This window comes from Nocardia sp. NPDC051463, assembly GCF_040681975.1.
In the GTDB taxonomy this organism is placed as follows: Bacteria; Actinomycetota; Actinomycetes; order Mycobacteriales; family Mycobacteriaceae; genus Nocardia.
The window spans coordinates 242,366-260,251 of sequence record NZ_JBFBAB010000004.1; the positions used below are offsets into that span (position 1 = coordinate 242,366).

17 protein-coding genes and 1 tRNA gene are annotated in these 17,886 nt (G+C 66.0%); 8 read left to right on the forward strand and 10 right to left on the reverse strand.

Annotated elements, in window-relative coordinates; genetic code table 11:
- The first annotated feature begins 21 nt into the window (after positions 1 to 21).
- From AB0M74_RS09505 to AB0M74_RS09520, 4 genes are all read left to right on the forward strand, one after another.
- Positions 22 to 1,164, forward strand: a complete 1,143-nt coding sequence (locus AB0M74_RS09505; RefSeq protein ID WP_364903929.1) for an acyl-CoA dehydrogenase family protein — start codon at positions 22 to 24, stop codon at positions 1,162 to 1,164.
- A gap of 82 nt (positions 1,165 to 1,246) precedes the next feature.
- On the forward strand, positions 1,247 to 2,728 hold the full coding sequence (locus tag AB0M74_RS09510; RefSeq protein WP_364903932.1) for an NAD(P)/FAD-dependent oxidoreductase: 1,482 nt from the start codon (positions 1,247 to 1,249) through the stop codon (positions 2,726 to 2,728).
- 104 nt (positions 2,729 to 2,832) lie between these two features.
- Positions 2,833 to 3,642 carry a DUF1542 domain-containing protein gene (locus tag AB0M74_RS09515; RefSeq protein WP_364903935.1) on the forward strand — a complete coding sequence of 270 codons (810 nt, stop codon included), beginning with the start codon at positions 2,833 to 2,835 and terminating at the stop codon, positions 3,640 to 3,642.
- A gap of 220 nt (positions 3,643 to 3,862) precedes the next feature.
- Positions 3,863 to 3,935: transfer RNA gene (locus tag AB0M74_RS09520), tRNA-Arg, on the forward strand.
- A gap of 530 nt (positions 3,936 to 4,465) precedes the next feature.
- Here the strand turns inward: AB0M74_RS09520 and AB0M74_RS09525 are convergent.
- The 4 genes from AB0M74_RS09525 to AB0M74_RS09540 all read right to left on the reverse strand — a co-directional run bounded on the left by AB0M74_RS09525 (position 4,466) and on the right by AB0M74_RS09540 (position 6,869).
- Positions 4,466 to 5,215, reverse strand: a complete 750-nt coding sequence (locus AB0M74_RS09525; protein WP_364903938.1) for a nucleotidyl transferase AbiEii/AbiGii toxin family protein — start codon at positions 5,213 to 5,215, stop codon at positions 4,466 to 4,468.
- The gene (locus AB0M74_RS09530; RefSeq protein WP_364903941.1) at positions 5,196 to 5,861 is read right to left on the reverse strand and encodes a type IV toxin-antitoxin system AbiEi family antitoxin; all 666 of its coding nucleotides are present in this window, start codon (positions 5,859 to 5,861) and stop codon (positions 5,196 to 5,198) included. The genes AB0M74_RS09525 and AB0M74_RS09530 overlap by 20 nt, the downstream gene beginning before the upstream one ends.
- A gap of 245 nt (positions 5,862 to 6,106) precedes the next feature.
- Positions 6,107 to 6,286 (reverse strand): hypothetical protein, encoded by a 180-nt coding sequence (locus AB0M74_RS09535; protein ID WP_364903944.1) that lies wholly within the window; start codon positions 6,284 to 6,286, stop codon positions 6,107 to 6,109.
- Between the two features lie 145 nt (positions 6,287 to 6,431).
- Positions 6,432 to 6,869, reverse strand: coding sequence for a hypothetical protein (locus AB0M74_RS09540; RefSeq protein WP_364903947.1), 438 nt, complete (start codon positions 6,867 to 6,869; stop codon positions 6,432 to 6,434).
- Between the two features lie 812 nt (positions 6,870 to 7,681).
- Here AB0M74_RS09540 and AB0M74_RS09545 point away from each other — a divergent pair.
- The 3 genes from AB0M74_RS09545 (at position 7,682) to AB0M74_RS09555 (ending at position 10,041) form a co-directional block, all read left to right on the forward strand.
- On the forward strand, positions 7,682 to 8,359 hold the full coding sequence (locus AB0M74_RS09545) for an antibiotic biosynthesis monooxygenase (RefSeq protein WP_364903949.1): 678 nt from the start codon (positions 7,682 to 7,684) through the stop codon (positions 8,357 to 8,359).
- A 225-nt stretch (positions 8,360 to 8,584) separates the two neighbouring features.
- Positions 8,585 to 9,115 carry a GtrA family protein gene (locus AB0M74_RS09550; protein WP_364903952.1) on the forward strand — a complete coding sequence of 177 codons (531 nt, stop codon included), beginning with the start codon at positions 8,585 to 8,587 and terminating at the stop codon, positions 9,113 to 9,115.
- Positions 9,116 to 9,363: 248 nt separating this feature from the next.
- Complete coding sequence (locus AB0M74_RS09555) at positions 9,364 to 10,041, forward strand: hypothetical protein (RefSeq protein WP_364903955.1); 678 nt, start codon at positions 9,364 to 9,366, stop codon at positions 10,039 to 10,041.
- Here AB0M74_RS09555 and AB0M74_RS09560 read toward each other — a convergent pair.
- From AB0M74_RS09560 to AB0M74_RS09575, 4 genes are all read right to left on the reverse strand, one after another.
- Entirely contained in the window at positions 10,016 to 11,242 is a 1,227-nt protein-coding gene (locus AB0M74_RS09560) for a cytochrome P450 (RefSeq protein WP_364903958.1), read from the reverse strand. The two genes, AB0M74_RS09555 and AB0M74_RS09560, sit on opposite strands and share 26 nt — an antisense overlap.
- Complete coding sequence (locus AB0M74_RS09565) at positions 11,239 to 11,457, reverse strand: ferredoxin (protein ID WP_364903961.1); 219 nt, start codon at positions 11,455 to 11,457, stop codon at positions 11,239 to 11,241. Before AB0M74_RS09565 ends, AB0M74_RS09560 begins: the two co-directional genes overlap by 4 nt.
- A gap of 3 nt (positions 11,458 to 11,460) precedes the next feature.
- Positions 11,461 to 11,595 carry a hypothetical protein gene (locus AB0M74_RS09570; protein WP_364903964.1) on the reverse strand — a complete coding sequence of 45 codons (135 nt, stop codon included), beginning with the start codon at positions 11,593 to 11,595 and terminating at the stop codon, positions 11,461 to 11,463.
- 173 nt (positions 11,596 to 11,768) lie between these two features.
- The gene (locus AB0M74_RS09575) at positions 11,769 to 12,413 is read right to left on the reverse strand and encodes a DUF4097 family beta strand repeat-containing protein (RefSeq protein WP_364903967.1); all 645 of its coding nucleotides are present in this window, start codon (positions 12,411 to 12,413) and stop codon (positions 11,769 to 11,771) included.
- 306 nt (positions 12,414 to 12,719) lie between these two features.
- Here AB0M74_RS09575 and AB0M74_RS09580 point away from each other — a divergent pair, with 306 nt between their 5' ends.
- On the forward strand, positions 12,720 to 15,905 hold the full coding sequence (locus AB0M74_RS09580) for a BTAD domain-containing putative transcriptional regulator (protein ID WP_364904164.1): 3,186 nt from the start codon (positions 12,720 to 12,722) through the stop codon (positions 15,903 to 15,905).
- Here the strand turns inward: AB0M74_RS09580 and AB0M74_RS09585 are convergent.
- Positions 15,889 to 16,650 carry an ABC transporter permease gene (locus AB0M74_RS09585; protein ID WP_364903970.1) on the reverse strand — a complete coding sequence of 254 codons (762 nt, stop codon included), beginning with the start codon at positions 16,648 to 16,650 and terminating at the stop codon, positions 15,889 to 15,891. The two genes, AB0M74_RS09580 and AB0M74_RS09585, sit on opposite strands and share 17 nt — an antisense overlap.
- Positions 16,650 to 17,591, reverse strand: coding sequence for an ATP-binding cassette domain-containing protein (locus AB0M74_RS09590; RefSeq protein WP_364903973.1), 942 nt, complete (start codon positions 17,589 to 17,591; stop codon positions 16,650 to 16,652). Before AB0M74_RS09590 ends, AB0M74_RS09585 begins: the two co-directional genes overlap by 1 nt.
- Between the last annotated feature and the right edge of the window lie 295 nt (positions 17,592 to 17,886).

Genomic DNA, 17,886 nt, shown 5'->3' on the forward strand with positions numbered 1-17,886 from the left:
ACGGACGGTAGAACAGGTGGCATGGCTGTTGAACGGATGCTGCCGACGCCGGAGGCGCGGGATCTGCTCGAGTTGACTCGCGATATCGCCGACAAGGTGCTCGAGCCCCGCGTGGTCGAGTGTGAGAAGACCGGGACGTTTCCCGACGGGGTCTTTCCCGCGCTGGGCGCGGCAGGGCTGCTGAGCCTGCCGTATCCGGAGGAATTCGGCGGCGGCGGGCAGCCGTACGAGGTATATCTGCAGGTGCTCGAGGAGTTGGCGAGTCGATGGGCCGCGGTCGCGGTCGCGGTCAGCGTGCACAGCCTGTCGTGCCATCCGCTGTTCATCTTCGGCACCGACGCACAGAAACAACGGTGGCTGCCCGAGATGCTGTCGGGTGAAACCGTCGGCGCTTACAGCCTTTCCGAAGCGCACGCCGGATCGGATGCGGCCGCGTTGCGGTGCCGGGCCACCGCGGTGGACGGCGGATACCGGATCAACGGCACCAAGGCCTGGATCACCAATGGTGGCCGCGCCGACTTCTACTCGCTGTTCGCCAGGACCGGCGAGGGCTCGCGCGGCATCTCCTGCTTCTTGGTTCCCCGAGACACCGAGGGACTGAGCTTCGGCAAGCCCGAAGAGAAGATGGGGCTGCGCGGGATTCCGACGACCACTGCCGCCTATGACGACGCGCTGCTGCCCACCGACCGACTGATCGGCGATGCGGGACAGGGACTTTCGATCGCCTTCAGCGCCTTGGACTCGGGCCGCCTCGGCATCTCGGCCGTCGCCGTCGGACTGGCCCAGCGCGCACTCGACGACGCGGTCGCCTACGCCAAGGAGCGGGCTGCCTTCGGCCACCGCATCATCGATCACCAGGGCCTCGGTTTCGTGCTCGCCGACATGGCCGCCGCCGTCGATTCGGCCCGCGCCACCTACCTCGACGCCGCCCGCCGCCGTGACGCCGGACTCCCCTACTCACGCCAGGCCAGCGTCGCCAAGCTGATCGCCACCGACGCCGCCATGAAGGTCACCACCGACGCCGTGCAGGTCTTCGGCGGCTACGGCTACACCCAGGACTTCCCGGTGGAGCGTTACATGCGCGAGGCCAAGGTCATGCAGATCTTCGAGGGCACCAATCAAATCCAGCGCCTCGTCATCGCCCGCCAACTCGCGGGCAGCTGAGCAGCTCCGGCATGGCCGAAAATGCCGATTCGACGTCCTGGAATGTCTTCGGGCCCGCTGATCACCCGCTTAGGCTCGAACCATGACGACGCCGTCCATCATCATTATCGGAGCCGGGTTCGCCGGGCTCGGTATGGCACTCGAGCTGCGCCGGGCCGGGGTGGATGACTTCACCATCCTGGAGCGCGCCGCGGACCTCGGCGGTGTGTGGCGAGAGAACACCTATCCCGGCGCCGCCTGCGACGTACCCTCGCCGCTGTACTCCTGGTCTTTCGAGCCCAAATCCGATTGGCCGCGCCGGTTTTCGGAGCAGCGCGATATTCACGGCTACATGCGCGGCGTCGCCGAGAAGCACGACCTGCAGCGCCACATCCGATTCGGCACCGAGGTGACCGATGCCGAGTTCGACGAGCAGACCGGCGGCTGGACCGTCAGCACCGCCGACGGCGCACGCCTCACCGCGGAAGTCCTCATCCCCGCCGTCGGCCAACTCTCGCGGCCCGCCATGCCGAACATCCCCGGCCTCGACACCTTCACCGGCGCCGCCTTCCACTCCGCCGAGTGGGACCACAGCGTCGACCTCACCGGCAAGCGAGTGGCCTGCATCGGCACCGGAGCCAGTGCGATCCAATACATTCCGCGTATCCAACCGAAGGTCGCACACCTCACACTGTTCCAGCGCTCGGCGGCATGGGTGTTGCCGAAATTCGACGTCGAGTACAGCGCGGCACACAAGGCCGTGTTCAAATACCTACCCCCGACCCGGCTGGCCGAGCGGTTCGCGATCTGGTCGACCTTCGAGGTGCTCGCACTGGCGCTGACCGATATCCCGGCCATGAAGGCGCCCGTGATCGCGCTCGCCGACCGGCACCGCGCCGAGCAAGTCCCCGACGCCGAACTGCGAGCGAAGCTGACACCCGACTACGCGGCGGGCTGCAAGCGCGGCCTGTTCTCCAACGAGTACTTTCCCGCGCTGGCACAGTCGAATGTCGCCGTGGAGACAACGGCGATCGAGGCGATCACCCCGACCGGTATCCGCACAGCGGACGGCGTCGAGCACCCCGTCGACGTGATCATCTACGGCACCGGATTCAAGGGAACCGAGTTCCTCGCGCCGATGAATATCTACGGCCTCGGCGGACGCAAACTCGCCGATGTCTGGGGTGCCGAGGGTGCCCGCGCCTTCCTCGGCCTTTCGGTCCCGCAGTTCCCGAACATGTTCATGATGTACGGCCCGAACACCAACGTCGGCTCGGGTTCCATCATCTACATGCTCGAATCCCAGGCCCGCTACATCCGCCAAGTCGTCGAGTACCTCACCGACCGACCCGGCCGCTATCTCGCGGCCCGCGCGAGCGTCGAGCAGAGCTGGGACGGGTGGCTACAACGGCGGCTGAAGGACACGCCGTGGAACTTCTGCTCCAGCTGGTATCGCAACGCGGCGGGTCGCATCACCAACAACTGGCCGGGTGCCACCGCGCTCTATCGGTGGAAGACAAAGAGTTTCGATCTCGCGGACTACGACGAAGCGCAGGCCGCGAGCCTGGAGTCGGCAGCGAACTAGCCCGATCCGCACACCGCCCGCCCGACGGAAAGCTCAGCTCGGTCTCAGCAAGCCCCCAGTAAACTGGGCCTGACCGGACCCGACGGGCGAAAGGGGCACCAGCGGTGGAGTGGCTACTGATCGTCGTGATCGCCGTTCTGGCCGTCGTTTTTGTCGTCATCCGCGCCCAGCAGACCAAGCAGCGCGCGGCGACCGAACTCGCGGACGCGGCCGCCGACGCCAGACAGCTGATCGAACGGCTCGGCGGCCAGGTATACAACCTGACCGGCAGCAACGACGCGGCGAAGCAGGCGCTCGCGGACGCGTCCGAACGTCATATCGCGGCAGGCTCGCAGATCGACCAGGCGCGCACGCCCGCGCAGGCGCGATTGGCGAAGCAGACCGCGCTCGAGGGCATGTACTACATCCGCGCCGCGCGTTCGGCCATGAGCATGGATCCCGGCCCCGCGGTGCCCGCGCTCGACGGACAGGACGTGGCCGGTCAGGTCACCGAAAAGCGAACGGTCGAATACGAGGGCAGGGCTGTCGCGGCAGCACCGAATCCCTCTTCGGAAACTCCCAACTACTATCCCGGCGGCCGAGTCGCCGGACGTCCGGTGCCCGCGGGCTGGTACTCCGAGCCGTGGTGGAAGCCCGCGCTGATCGGCGGCGCTTGGGGACTGGGCTCCACTCTGCTGTTCTCGTCGCTGTTCTCCGGGATGTCCGGAGTCGGCTATAGCGCGCAAGGCTTCGAAAGTGGTTACGGCGAGGGCTATCAGGACGGGCTCGACGCGGGCGGTAGCGATGCCGCCGGGTACGACTCCGGCACCGATGGGAGCGGTTATGACGCCGGAGGAAGCGACCAAGGTGGCTACGACAGCGGCTGGGGCGGCGACAGCGGGTTCGACGGCGGCGGCGGGTTCGACGGCTTCTGACCATCAGCGCCCACGCACAGCATCCCAACCCGCCCCCGACCACACCGAGCGGCATCGCAGCAGACAGCTGACCCCACCCGCAGGGCTAGGACAGCAGCAAGCCCGGCTTGCGGTAAGGCCACCACATGCCACCCCGCCACAGGCCCATCGCACCCTTGACGTGCCAGCGATTCTGAACCTCGGTCCCCCACCCGGTAGACTCCCCGACGTCCACTGATAGGCCCTCGTAGCTCAGGGGATAGAGCACCGCTCTCCTAAAGCGGGTGTCGCAGGTTCGAATCCTGCCGAGGGCACATAGCCATGATGTCGCTTCCGCAGGTCAGCACATTTTCCTGACCTGCGCATCGTTCTCCGATCACCAACCAAACCGATATATGCAGGTCAAACAGTTGCCCTGGTTCGAGCCCTCAGGAAACACAGAACATGGGCACCAGGCCGGCAACTCGCGGGATTTCAGGGCCGGCCGTGCGCCCGTCGCACAATCCACACACCATGGGACCGGCATCCCGGCCCGGCGAAGGGCAAATCGGGCGGGCCGAGGCCGCGGTCGCCGGTGCGACAACTGCCAAGACGGTCGCCTGCCAGTAGACCTCGGGAGACCTCGTCCCCTGCACGAGAAGACTTTTCGCCCTACCAGCAGAGCACGCGCCCCCAGGCAATGCTGCCCACACGCTGGTCGACAACGCACTTGGCGCTACGCATTGGACCGCGTGAGCGCCGATATCGACGAAGACCGAGGACGGTGCAGCGTCCGCAGCGGGAAATGGTGATTCGATCACGGAATGCCGGACAGATCCTGGCATGCAAGGCCGATGCTTCGCAGTCACTCCGTAATGCGCGCCCAGGCATCTCGAACCGCCGCCAGCGCCGTCTCGGCGCTTATCGCCAACCGAGTCTGCCCGGCCAATTGTGCGTTCCAGTTGTCTTCGTCCGGCGCACGATCGAACAATTGCGGGGCGGGGAGCCGATTGGTCGGACCGCACCTCCGGTACAACGCTCCCGCAGTGCCGTCGATCGCGCCGATGTCGCTCAGCGCCCATAGATCCCACAGGTCGCGTGCTGCGCGCCGGTCGTGCCATGTTGCCGTCTTCCCGGCAACAAAGGCCGGCAAGGTGGGCACAAATAGCTCGGCGGGCGACACGTCGCTGTATCGCTGTTCGAGATCGCGGAGTTCAGTCGGCCACACCGTTCGACCGCGTGCCGACAGCAACTGGATCTTGACGGACACACCGGATGCGGAGCGAAGATTGGCGGCCTCGGTATCCGGGACGCTGCTCAGTGACGGTGCCCATTCCAGCCGTCCGTAACTCCGCGCGACCGATCGCGGCAAGACAGCGTCGAGTTCGGACGCCAATACAGTTCGGTTGCCCAGCGCAACCAGATCGATGTCTTCGCTTAGTCTGCCACTCACCAGATGCGTACGGGCAAGAGCAGTTCCGCCGATGAAGTGCAGCCGATCGCCGAACCCTCGGCTGAGTGCCGCCAGCAGATGGGAGATCAGATGGTCACGCTCGACCTGCTCCGGGGAAACTCCGAATTGAACTGCGACACTGTCACGTTCGTCGCGACCCATGCCCCACCCAACTTTCCGCACGGCGAAGCGCCGCACCTAGACGCTGGTCCGCAGCGAGCTGTGCAAGTCTCGCCGAATCACTGCGTCGGTAGAGCATCTCGATCGCCGAACGAACCTCCGCCTCGGCATTGCCCAGCTCCGCGCGCCGGGCAAGATCGAGCACAGTTTGTTCCGGCGTAGTGACCAGCGCCGGGCCCAGCGGCGTTTCGACGCGCTCTGCGTCGAGTGCGTCGGTATTGCGGCGGACGAACCGAACGCATGCCGAGCGGTCGGTCAGTGCGATCGGCCGGTGCTGGCTCGGAACCGCGACAACCGCGGTCGCCAGCGCACGCGGCACGGCTCCCAGCACGCGCGCCGCGCTGATGCCCATGATAATTGCCTGATCTGCCCCATAAATCGATGATGCAATACCTGCAGCGGCCGCCTCGAGGCTGGGCAGCCAGGTCCGGCCGACATAGTCCGGCGCGACGATGATGTAGTAGCCGTGAGCAACGCGGTGCAGCACGCCTCGATCGACGAGCCGCGCGACCTCGGGCCGCGGTTGGGCGTAGATGCCTGCCAAGTCCTGCGGCCGCAGGGTTCGAAGCGGTGCCCGCCAGAGCTCACTGGGCAGCACAGTGCTGCGATACTCGGTCATCAGCACCATCTCCCGAAGAGTATGCATATAGTTGGCCATTACCCAACGAAATGCATACTACCGAATTGGATGACGGTCCCCTCATCCACCAACCGGATCTATCGCCAGTCTGGATTGCCGACGCGGATACAGCGTGATCGACAACGCTCAGACCAGGTACATCTCCACAACCAGGCGTTTTCCGGTTGCCCATGTTTTGCGTGTCCTGCCGAGGGCACCGCGTCGACGCTGGTCGCGGCGCCATTACTCCGGGCTCAGCGGGCGACACGGACCTTCGCGACTTCCTCGCGACTACATTCCGCAGCAGACGCCTCGATGCAGTGCGCGTCGAGGCCGTCGGCAACAGCATCGTGCTCGTCCTCGAACAGGTAGCAGTAGCGGTCCAAGGTCAGCGTGGCCGACGAGTGGCCGAGCATCCACTGAACCGACTTCACCGACGCGCTGGCCCGATGGCGAGAGACGCTGCGGTATAGCAGGTCAGCGGGGCGACGCTGTATCGCTCACTGGCGCAAACAATATGAGGCCACGGCCTAACCGATCGGAAATCGGAATCGGCCGTGGCATCGCCTGTCGCAGTCGTCAGGTCGGGTCGATCCAGCTGGGGAATTGTCGTGTCACCTGTCGTTCAGGCGACACTGAGGTGCCGGACGTCCATCGGGATCCCGCACTGGTCCACGCCTCGTGGAGAACGCCGATCCAATCGCCATGGGCGTCGAGGAGGCAGCTCTGCGCCGCACGGCCCGAGCAGATCGCCTCGACCACTTCCAGCGCGGGGGCGGGCCGGGTCTCATCGTCGAAAACGAAGTCGACCACGAGGTTGAAACACCAGCCTGTCTCCACCCTCGCCGACTCATCGTCGAACCGGCTGACCCGGATGCTGCCGGCCTGGTCGCCGGGAACATGCGCGCGCGCGGAGAGCGTCACCACGTTCTCGTGCAGGTAGGTTTCCGCATCGAACTTCACCGCGAGATCGCACAAGGCGACGACCAAATCCTCCCAGCTACCACCGTCGCTCACTGTTGGGCTCCTCGCTCAGCCGCACGGGTCGGTCACCGTCCCCGAGTACTTCCACGCCACCCCGAGTACTGCCACGCCATAGACCCGGAGGGTCGACCACCGTATACGCCGCTACCTTGTGCAGCGGTCCGGTACTCGCCTGGCTCGCATTTGAACTCACCCTGTGCTCTGTACTTCACGTTCGCCTTCGACGCAATCTGCTCGCTGGTTCCAGTGTTGCCAACAGCGACCCACTCGCCGTTCTGCTTCCGTTCCAGTCTCACGATCAACGTCACCGAGTCGATGTCGGCGGTCCAGAGATGCGGCCTTTACCGACGATCCATCCGGGCGACCCCTTCGAGTGGTGTGGGTCGTTCGCTTGCACGTGGCAGATGGAGTTCCCGTTTCCAGGCGCGGCCTCGGCGATCGCTGGTACCCGCCCTGGGGCAGCCAGGATCGCAGCGACCAGACGGGTTGTCACAGTTGATTAGCGTGCGGCGGAACAGGTTCCGAATCCGCATATCGATTCTGGCGGTCCGTCGCAGGGATCTGGCCGGCGCCCGAGTCGTTGGCCGACGCTACCTGGACGGCGATATCCGCCTGATCCGGTTTCGGACGCCGCTCACATCGACGCGGCCGTCGTCTGGACCACCCCGGCTCGGGATCGCCCGAGGGACGAACTGATCGCTGCTGTGCGCGCCGCAGTAAGCTGACCCACGGCGCACTGTCACAAATTCGTCTGGTGTCCGACACCGGAAATTCTTGTTTCCCTTGGCCTTTCCTGGAATGCAGGATCGCAGAGCACCTGTCGCTTTCTACCCGAGGATGTCGCCTTGTCGCTCCGCAGCGCCGCAGAGGTCGTGGACCTCTTCAATCGCGCCTTCGTCGACCGCACCCCCGAACTGCTCGTCGACATCATCGACGAGGACTGCGTCATGGAATCGACCCAGCTCGCACCGACCGGCGCACGCATCGAGGGCCGCGCTGCCTGTCTGGCCTGGTGGCAGATGCTGATCGCGGACCGCACCACGCAGTTCACGCCGCAGGAGGTCGTTGTCACGGGCGACCAGGCATCGATCCTCTGGCGGTACCGATTCGGCGCGGAACCGGGCGATTGGGTGGAGGGCGTGAACCTCTTGCGTGTGCACTCGGGACGGATCGTCGAGGCGTACGGTTACAGCAAGACCACGGGCGAGGTTCCCGCGGCGACCGACAGCGGCACGCTGACCCTCATCGCGGGATTCACCGCCAAGCCGGGCCAAGAGCAGCGGTTGCGCGATGAACTGACCGCGATGATCGAGCCGTCGCTCGCCGAAGCAGGATGCCTCGCCTACCAGCCGTACTCGGATCCGCACCGTCCTGACCGGATGATCATTGTGGAAGAGTGGGTGGACAGCGCCGCCCTCGACTACCACTTCACACTGGCACACTTCGAGCACTTGGCGGTCGTGCTGGACGAGATCCTCGCCGAGCCGTTTACTCTGCGCCGGATGACCGACCTGCCCGTGTGAAAGTGGGCTCGTCCCACCCCGCGTGAGTGTTTCGAACCGCGGCACACCGAAGCTTCCCGTCGGGCTTCACAGCTGCCGATGTTCCCCGTGTAACACCACAGACCGACGCCTGTTCGCCCCCCCCTTATCCGCCGTGACCAGGCCGAACACCGTGTCTGTAGACGTGTCAGCCCGACGACAGGCCGGCGTCAGGTCGGTGTCAGTCGGGCTGGCGACAGTATTCACGTGAACAGCACAGCAATTGCCGCTTCGAAGGCGTACACGGACAAGACGATCCTCGATGGCATCGATCTGGCTTTCGGTGCCGGCTCTTACCCGATGCTGCGCACCGAATGGCTCGACCGACTCGCCCGGGTGATGCAGCACCTGCGCGGTGATCACACCCTCGCCCAGCTGATCCGCTTTGCCCTCGTCGGCGGCTCCAGCAACATTGCCTATGTCCTGGTGTTCATGGTCATGAGTGCGAGCGGCCCGCTGGTCGCCAATATCGCAGGCTCGATCCTCAGCACGGTGATCGCGAACGAACTGCACCGACAGCTCACCTTCCGCGCGGCCGGACGGATCGCTTGGTTCACCGCGCAGTGGGAAGGCGGCGGACTGGCGCTGATCGGCCTGCTGATCAGCACGGCGGCGCTGGCCGGTCTGGAGTTCTGGGCACCCGGCCTCGGCGAGATCGCACAGGCGAGCGCCGTGATCGTCATCATGGCGGCGGTCGGCGGTATGCGCTTCCTGGCACTGCGCGGCTTCGTCTTCTGAAGGCCCTACGGGCGAACCACCGATGAGTTCCTCCTGGCCTGGACGCCTCTGCATCGCGGTGACCGCGCGGCCGGACACAGAGGCCTCGCAAGAGGTGCGCATGCCCACTACGGCTGTGGCCGGCGCCGAAGTCTCAACTCCGCGGATCGTGGTCGTCGCGGATCGCCGCAACACCCGCCCCCACTCGGTCTGTTCGGCACGAACAGCGAGTGGTCGATTCCGATCGCCGACCGGCTGTTCTCCTGTGCATGATGCGGTGTACCCGAGGCTCCAGCGTTGCTCGCCGGATTCGTCTGCGTCAGCGTGACATCGACAGCGACGACGGCCGTTCTCATCGGGTCGCGGGCCGGCTGGATGTCGGGCCGATCCCCTTCGGCTGTGTGCTGTTGAGCCTGATTCCGAGAATTCCACTGCTGATCGACCGGCTGCCGGTCCGGCGGTTGTCTCCGTTCCCGGCCACTCCGGTCTTCCCCACGGCGCGGGTGGCGGTCGAGTTCCTCCTCGCGGCAGTCAGTCCGTTCGGGACGATCTTCGGCACTTCGGCCGCGACACAATCGACGAATCCGACACCGCTGCAACTGGTCTCGGTTGCGGGCAGCAACGGAATCAGCTCCTCGATGGGCTGGGTCGCGGCGGCGATCGATGTCGCGGTGGAAAACCGACTGAGTTGGCCGTCGATCCGGACCATCACGCTGACCTGCCGCTCGGCATTCGTGCTTGTACTCATCGGCAGTGGCCCGCGGCTGGCCACGGCCCCGGATCTGGTACGCGTCGCGGGGATCAGTGCCTCACGCAGCCGAGGACCACACGCGAGAGCACGACAACAGCTGAAAGGGCAGAAAAGCCCAGGGGCGGGATCTGACGGATCCCGCCCCTGGGCTTTTCCGGTTTCGGCAAGGTTTACCGAGGCGCTTCTGTCCAGGTGACCGGCAGTTCGTGGACGCCGTAGATATTCATGTCGGTCCGGAGTCGCACCTCGCCGGCAGGGATGGCGAGCTCGAGGGTCGGGAAACGGCGCAACAGTCCGGCGAAGCCGGCGCGCATCTCGATGCGGGCCAATTGCTGACCGAGGCATTGGTGGACACCGTGACCAAGGGACACATGACCGCGGGCCTTGCGGCGGACGTCCAGGACGTCGGGGTTGTCGAAGCGCTGGGGGTCACGGTTGGCGGCCAGCAATGAGACAACGACGGTCGAACCCTTGCCGATCGTTTCACCGTCGAGTTCGATGTCTTCGGTGGCGTAGCGATAGAAGATGTCGGCAACCGACAGATAGCGCAGGAGTTCCTCGACGGCATCGGGCAGCAGATCCGGGTCGGTGTGCAGTTCGACCAGCTGCTCAGGATGCTCCAAGAGCGCGAAGGTGCCCAGTGCCAACATATTGGCGGTGGTCTCGTGGCCGGCGAGCAACAGCAGGAAGGCGATGCCGACCAGTTCCTCGATGCTGAGGTCGTCATCGCGCGCCAGATCGGACAGGATGTCCTCGCCGGGTTCGGCGCGTTTGCCCGTGACCAGTCCGGCCAGGTACGTGGTCATCGCGCCCAATGCGGCCATCTTCTCCTCGAGCGACTGGTCCTTGACCAGGAACTTGGCGGTGTTGACCTGGAAGGTCTCCCGGTCCGCGTACGGCACACCGAGCAGTTCGCAGATCACCAGCGACGGCACCGGTAGCGCGAACTCGGTGACCAGATCAACCGGCGGGGTAAGACTCGCCAGCACGTCCAGTTGCCGCTCGACGATGTCGGCGATGTGATCTTCCAGCTGCTTCATGCGCCTAACGGTGAAGGCGCTGGTGAGTTTGCGCCGCAACCGGGTGTGGTCGGGCGGATCCATGGCGATGAACAAGCCCGGCATTTGCGGAGACGGCTCGGTAGCTGCAGGCATGCCGGGGGTCTCGTACGGCACATGGATGACACCGATGTCCTGCCGAGAGCTGAATCGGGTGTCGACCATGACCTGGCGTACCGCGTCGTAGCCGGTGACGAGCCACCCCTCGTGACCATCGGGGAAGACCATCGGACTGACCGGGCGCGCCGCACGCAGCCGGGTGATCTCGCGGGGCGGATCGAAGGGACCCGCATCGCGCTCCATGGGAAGGCCCTGCGGGACGGGAACCGTTCGAGTCATCGGATTTCCTTTCGTGACGATTGCCCGACGAGGGTGATCGCGCCGGACGGGCACACCTGGACCGTCTCGCGGACGGCTTGCTCCTGCTCGGACGCGGGCGTGGGCTCCAGCACCACCACCCGGCCGTCCTCGATGTCCTGGTCGAATACTTCGGGGGCGGTCAGTACGCACATGCCTGCGCCGATGCAGCGCTCCCGGTCAACCTCGATATCCATTGGTTACCCGTCCTTCCAGGTGATCGGGAGGGCGGGCGCGTCGTAGTCGAACGCGTCGATGCGCACCTCGATGGCATCGGGAATTGTTGTGTCCCCGTATGTCTTTCGCGGCGATGAAGCCGCAAACACTGAATTCACATGAACACTGTCGCCTGCCCGGCTGATATCGACCTGACACCGAGCTGACACGGCGTTCGACCTGTTGGAGGTCCGATCTCTTTTCGGCTCAGCACACTTCGCGTACCAAACCGATCTCGCACCTCCCCGGTCACCTGTTCTCCATGACCCCGCGCCGACGGAATTCGGGTGCGTCAGGCGGCGGTGGTGTGGCGGATGATGATGTTGCCGTAGGAGTTCCGCGCGTAGACCTGGACGATGTCCTTGTCGTCCCGCGAGCGGTCGGCCGGTTCCATCAGGTTCTGCACGGTGCCGCTCAGGGCGTTGGTTTCCAGCCGGGCCGCGCTGCCCGGGTGGATACCGACCTCCAGCTCGCCCTTGGAGGTTTCCAACCGCAGCACACCGCGCGATGCTTCGCCGATGCGGATGTCGCCCAGGGCGGCTTTCGCGGTCACCGAACCGCGGGTGCGATCCAGAACGATGTCGCCCGCGGAGATCTCCAGGTCGCAGTCACCGAGTTCGCCGGTGCTCAGCACGCGTCCCACACCGGCGGTGGCCTTCAGCCGGGAACCGATGGGCACCTCGATGATCACCTCGATCGATGGGTTGCCGCCGAACGGTGTGTAGGTCCGCCAGTCCTTCGCCGCCTGCACGGTCAGGGTGCCTGCGGCGAAATCGACCCGGGTGTGCTCGGCGGCACGCACGTCGCCCTTCTTGGACGCATCGGCCGGGCGGACCTCGACGACGGTGTCGGTGCGGTCGGAGGCGATCACGGTGACATTGCCGGAGAGCACCTCGGCGGTGACGGCGATCGGTTCCAGGGTCTCGAAAGCGGGCATGGCTGACTCCTTCAGTGGCGCATCGGTCGGTGTGTGAACTCCGGAGGCATTCCGTGGCCCGGCGGCCGCACTTGCTGTGCTGTTCACGTGGACTACTTTCGCCAGCCCGGCTGATACCGACCTGACGCCGACCTGACACGTCCACTGACACATCGTTTTCCCTGTTCACAGTGGTCAATGGCGATGAAAGCCTGCAGTGAACCACTTGCCGGGCACTGTGTTTTCGCCTGGTGTCCGCCGCCGCTTTCGGGGCGGTCGGCCGCCGCCGAGTGGGTGGCCCAGCGCCTGCCGATAGTGCACGGCAGAATGGTCCGGGTGCAGATCGGTGTGTTAGGACCGCTGGAGATCCGAGTGGATGACGGCGTATTGATCGAGGTATCGGGTTCTCGGCTGCGGGCGCTGTTGATCGCGCTAGCGCTCGAAGCCGGTCGTGCGGTCCCGAAAACGCAGCTGGTCGACTGGGTTTGGGGTGAGCAGCCGCCCTCCGACGCCGCGAATGCCTTACAGGCGCTGGTCTCCCGGCTGCGGAAGGCGCTGCCGGAGGGGTCGCTCGACGTGCAGGCGGGTGGATACCGGCTGGCGGTGGACCCGAGGGCAGTCGACGCCTTCCGGTTCGAACAGCTTCTCGACCAGGCCCGCGGGGGCACGGATGTGCAGCGGGCCCCGCTGTTGGGTGCGGCGCTCGAATTGTGGCGCGGTACGCCCATGCAGGACGTCGATGTGCGTGACAGCGCGGCCGTCGACGCGACGGTCACCCGATTCGAGGGGCTGCGCCTGGCCGCCGTGGAGGATCGATACGAAGCGGAGATTCGCCTCGGCCGGGGTTCGGAGCTGGTCGCCGAGCTGACCGAGGAGGTGGCCCGGAATCCGCTGCGGGAGCGGCTCGTCGCCGCGCTGATGCGGGCCTTGGCGGCCGCGGGGCGTGGCGCGGAGGCGCTGACTGTGTATCAGCGTGCACGGGAGGCCCTCGCCGAGGAGCTGGGCGTGGATCCCTCACCGGAGCTCTCCGCACTGCATGTCGCGCTGCTGCGCGGCGAAATGGGAGCGCGGGAGGAAGACCGCAGGACGAACCTGCGGGCCGAACTGACCAGCTTCGTCGGCAAGTACCCCGAGGTCGCCGCGGTGCGCGAACTGATTGCGGGGCATCGCCTCACCACAGTGACCGGGCCCGGCGGCTCGGGGAAAACCAGGCTGGCGTTGGAAACCGCGCGGACCCTGCTCGACGACCTACCGGATGGGGCCTGGCTGGTGGAACTGGCGTCCGTCGGCGCGAATGGTGACGTTGCGCAATCGGCGCTCGCCGCGCTGGGTCTGCGGGACGCGCTGCTGGGCGGCACACCGAACACCGAACCGATCGAGCGGCTCATCGCCGCGATCCGCGATCGAGAAACTCTGTTGATCCTGGATAACTGTGAGCACATGATCGAGGCCGCGGCGATGTTCGCCCACCGCGTGCTCGGGGAATGTCAGCGGCTGCGGATCCTGGCGACGAGCCGGGAACCGCTCGGCATCACGGGTGAAGCGATCTGGCAGGTCGAGCCACTGGCGTTGCCCGCCACCGACGCGAACCCCGCGGAAATCGAGTCCTCCCCGGCCGTTCAGCTGTTGCGGGATCGGGCCGGTGCGGTGCGCCAAGACCTCACGGCCGATGCCGACGCCCTGTCGACCATGGCGCGCGTCTGCCGGGCGCTCGACGGGATACCGCTGGCGATCGAACTGGCCGCGGCCAGATTGCGCACCATGTCCCTCGATCAGCTCGCCAACCGCCTAGACGATCGGTTCCGCCTGCTGACCGGCGGCAGCCGCACCGCGATACCGCAGCACCGGACGTTGCGAGCGGTGGTCGACTGGAGCTGGGAACTGCTCAGCGACGCCGAACGAATAGTCCTGCGCAGGCTCGCGGTGTTCTCCGGAGGCGCGAGCCTGGAGGCGGCCGAACAGGCTTGCGTGGGCACGTCGGGCGGGCCCGAAGGACCGGGGGGTGGGACGAACACAGCGGTCGAGCGATGGGAGGTGCTCGAGCTGCTGACCGCACTGACCGAGAAGTCGCTGCTGCTCACCACGCAGGACAACGAGCCGCGCTATCGGATGCTCGACACGATCAAGCAGTACGCCAGAGACCGGCTCGAGGAGTCGGGGGAGGCGGATTCGGCGCGCCGAGCGCACCTCGCGTACTTCACCGGACTCGCCGCGGCCGCGGAGCCGCATCTGCGCCGCGCTGAGCAGTTGGAGTGGCTCGCCACGCTCGCGCCCGAGCACGACAATATCGCGATAGCGATGCGCGGCGCGCTCGCGGCAGGCGACGCCACCGGGGCGATGAGGCTCGCCGCGGCCTCAGGCTGGTACTGGTGGCTCGGCGGTCACAAAGCCGAGGGCATGGAGTTGGTCACCGCGGCCGCCCACGCGGGCGGCGAGGTGGACGATGAGACCCGGGCCACGGTGTACGGGCTGGTCGTGCATTTCATGAGTTCCGGCCGCAATGACGAGAACCAGGTGGCGGAATGGATCCGCAAGGCCTACCAGTTCGGCCGGGACAGCGGGGGTCGCCATCCGGCGCTGAGTTTCGTCGTCGCATTGGAACGCCTGTTGCGGGGGCCGGAAGAGTATCTCCCTGCGTTCGAATCGCTGCTCACCGACGACGACCCGTGGGTCCGTGCGCTGGCTCGGCTGCAACTGGGCAAGATGCGGATCTTGCTCGGCCAGGATGGGCAGGACGCGGACGGGTATCTGGAGGCGGCGCTGGCCGAGTTCCGGGCCCTCGGTGAACGTTGGGGTATTTCGTTCGCGCTGACCGAGTTGGCGAATCGAATGGCCACACAGGGTGAATTCGCCGGTGCGTGTGAGCTTTTAGACCAGGCTGTCACGGTGGTCACCGAGGTAGGCGCGATCGAGGATGTGGCCCGGATGCGGGCGCGGCAGGCTCAGCTGTACTGGCTGCTGGGTGATCAGGAGGCGAGCGCGGCCGCTGTGGCCGAGGCACAACGCTGCGCCGATCAGGCCGCCTGGCCGAACGCGCTGGCCGAACTGGCCCTGGCGAAGGCGGAGCTGGCCCGTTGGGGCGGCGACATCGAACAGGCATACCGGCAGATCGACGTCGCGACGACCATGCTGGGCACCGACGCAGAGCAGCCGCACAACAGGGCGGCGATCCACGACCTGCGCGGCTACCTGGCCGAGAGTCTCGACGAAGCCCGCGCACACCACGCCGTGGCTTTCCAGGCGGCGTCGGAGGCGGGGCATGCGCCCCTCATCGCCCAGGTGCTCGTCGGCATCGCGGATCTGGCGCTGCGTGCGGACCAGAACGAGCAGGCCGTACGGCTGCTCACCGCGAGTGCGGGAGTGCGCGGGCTATCGGATCGTTCGCTGCCGGATGAGGCCCGGATCGAGCAGACAGCACGACGTCGCCTCGGTGAAGCGGAATTCACCGAGGCGACGCGGGAGGGTGCGGAGGCGAGCTGGCAGGAACTGGTCGCTTCTATACTCGCTTGTTGAAAGTTGTACGAGACCACAGGTATCCGACGACAGCGAACCCGACGCACCAGGCGAGCGCTGCGGCGGTGTCGCCGCCGGACGGGTGGCCGGTGAGAAATCCGCGCAGGGACTCGATGATAGGCGTGAAGGGCTGATACTGCGCGAACTGCCGGACGCCCTGTCCCATCTGGTCGGCGGGCACGATCGCGCTGCTCAGGAACGGAAGCATGATCAGCGGCACCACGCTCATGCCCGCGGACTCCGGGGTCTTGGCGGCCATACCCAGCGCAACCGTGAGCCAGGAGGCCGCGAACGATGTCGCCACCATGATGCCGATCGCGCCGAACCAACCCGCTGCGGTCGCGGAAGGCCGGAAGCCCAGCGCGAAGGCCACGCCGATGATCGCCGCGATGGCAATCACGTTGGTCAGCATGGTGGCCACGACATGGCCGATCAGTATGGCGCTACGGGAGACGGACATGACCTTGAACCGGTTGATGACGCCCTTGGCCATATCGGAGCTCACCGATACCGCGGTACCCGACAGTCCGTAACTGATGGCCAGCAGGATCATGCCCGGTGTCGAGTAGTTGATGTACTGTTCGCCGACCTCGAACGCGTTGCCGAACACATACACGAAAATCAACATCATCATGACCGGCATCAGCGCCGCATTGAAGATCGTGACCGGAGTCCGGGCAATGTGCTTGAAGTTGCGGCGCAGCATCGTCGAGGAATCGGCCAGCGATGCGGAAATGGTGCTCATTATGCGACAGCCTCCGTGGTTGCGCGCCCGGTCAGGGCGAAGAAAACATCATCGAGATCAGGGGTGTGTATCGAGACTTCGTCGGACTCGATCGAGTGCGCGGCGAGCCGATCCAGCAGGTCACGCAGGGATTTCGTGCCGCCGTCGCCCGGAATGCGCAGGGCAAGGGCCTCGTCGTCGCGGGTGGCGCCGGGCAGGATCCGGGCCGCCGCCTCCAGTTCCATGGCGCCGGCGAATCGGAGCCGGATATGGCTGCCGGGTACCCGCCGCTTGAGCTCCTCGGGAGTGCCTTCCGCGACGATGCGGCCCTGGTCGAGCACCGCGATCCGGTCGGCAAGCTGATCGGCTTCTTCCAGGTACTGAGTGGTGAGGAAGATGGTCACACCGTCGGCGGTCAGCTCACGGACGATTTCCCACATGGTGCGACGGCTGCGCGGATCCAGTCCCGTGGTCGGCTCGTCCAGGAAGACGATGGCCGGCTTGGTGACCAGCGTCATCGCCAAGTCCAGCTTCCGGCGCATGCCGCCGGAGTAGGTCGAGGCCAGCTTGTGCGCCGACCCGGTCAGATCGAACCTCTCCAGCAGTGCGTTGACCACCCGCTTGCCCTCGGCGGCCCGCATGTGGTGCAAATCCGCCATCAGGTGCAGGTTCTCCGCGCCGGTCAGCAGGTCGTCCACCGCGGCGAACTGACCGGTGACCCCGATCATCTTGCGTACCGCTTCGGGCTCGACCGTGATGTCGTGCCCGGCGATGTGCGCGGTGCCGCCGTCCACCTTCTGCAGGGTGGTCAGCACGTTCACCGTCGTCGTTTTACCCGCCCCATTCGGACCGAGCAGCGAGAAGATCGTGCCTGCGTCGATATTCAGGTCGATGCCGTCGAGGATCGTTTTGTCCCCGTAAGTCTTCCGCAGCCCGGAGGCGGCGATTGCTGCGTTGTTCATGTGAATACAGTCGCCGGCGCGCCTGATACCGACCTGACATCGACCTGACATCCGCGCTGACACGACATTCGGCCTGGTCACGGTGGACGAAGCGACAGTGTGGAAGCCGTCTTCGAGCTTATCTCCGCCACCGACGACGACGGATCACTCCCGCGACAACGGGTGCAGATCCTGCTCCACTACTGAACGCAAGCACATAGCCCGTCGTTCGGGTGGCAAACGCCAAGGCACAAGTCATCTCCGACGGTTCGCATCTCGGCCCGAGTCCCGAACCCACACCACAGGCGGCCGCGGG

Coding starts and splice junctions, on each gene's coding strand:
- AB0M74_RS09565 (WP_364903961.1), bottom strand. CDS start 11,457: ATGGATATCGAGGTTGACCGGGAGCGCTGCATCGGCGCAGGCATGTGC.
- AB0M74_RS09525 (WP_364903938.1), bottom strand. CDS start 5,215: ATGGGTCGCGACGAACGTGACAGTGTCGCAGTTCAATTCGGAGTTTCC.
- AB0M74_RS09510 (WP_364903932.1), top strand. CDS start 1,247: ATGACGACGCCGTCCATCATCATTATCGGAGCCGGGTTCGCCGGGCTC.
- AB0M74_RS09580 (WP_364904164.1), top strand. CDS start 12,720: ATGGTCCGGGTGCAGATCGGTGTGTTAGGACCGCTGGAGATCCGAGTG.
- AB0M74_RS09575 (WP_364903967.1), bottom strand. CDS start 12,413: ATGCCCGCTTTCGAGACCCTGGAACCGATCGCCGTCACCGCCGAGGTG.
- AB0M74_RS09530 (WP_364903941.1), bottom strand. CDS start 5,861: ATGGTGCTGATGACCGAGTATCGCAGCACTGTGCTGCCCAGTGAGCTC.
- AB0M74_RS09590 (WP_364903973.1), bottom strand. CDS start 17,591: ATGAACAACGCAGCAATCGCCGCCTCCGGGCTGCGGAAGACTTACGGG.
- AB0M74_RS09505 (WP_364903929.1), top strand. CDS start 22: ATGGCTGTTGAACGGATGCTGCCGACGCCGGAGGCGCGGGATCTGCTC.
- AB0M74_RS09585 (WP_364903970.1), bottom strand. CDS start 16,650: ATGAGCACCATTTCCGCATCGCTGGCCGATTCCTCGACGATGCTGCGC.
- AB0M74_RS09555 (WP_364903955.1), top strand. CDS start 9,364: ATGATGCGGTGTACCCGAGGCTCCAGCGTTGCTCGCCGGATTCGTCTG.
- AB0M74_RS09560 (WP_364903958.1), bottom strand. CDS start 11,242: ATGACTCGAACGGTTCCCGTCCCGCAGGGCCTTCCCATGGAGCGCGAT.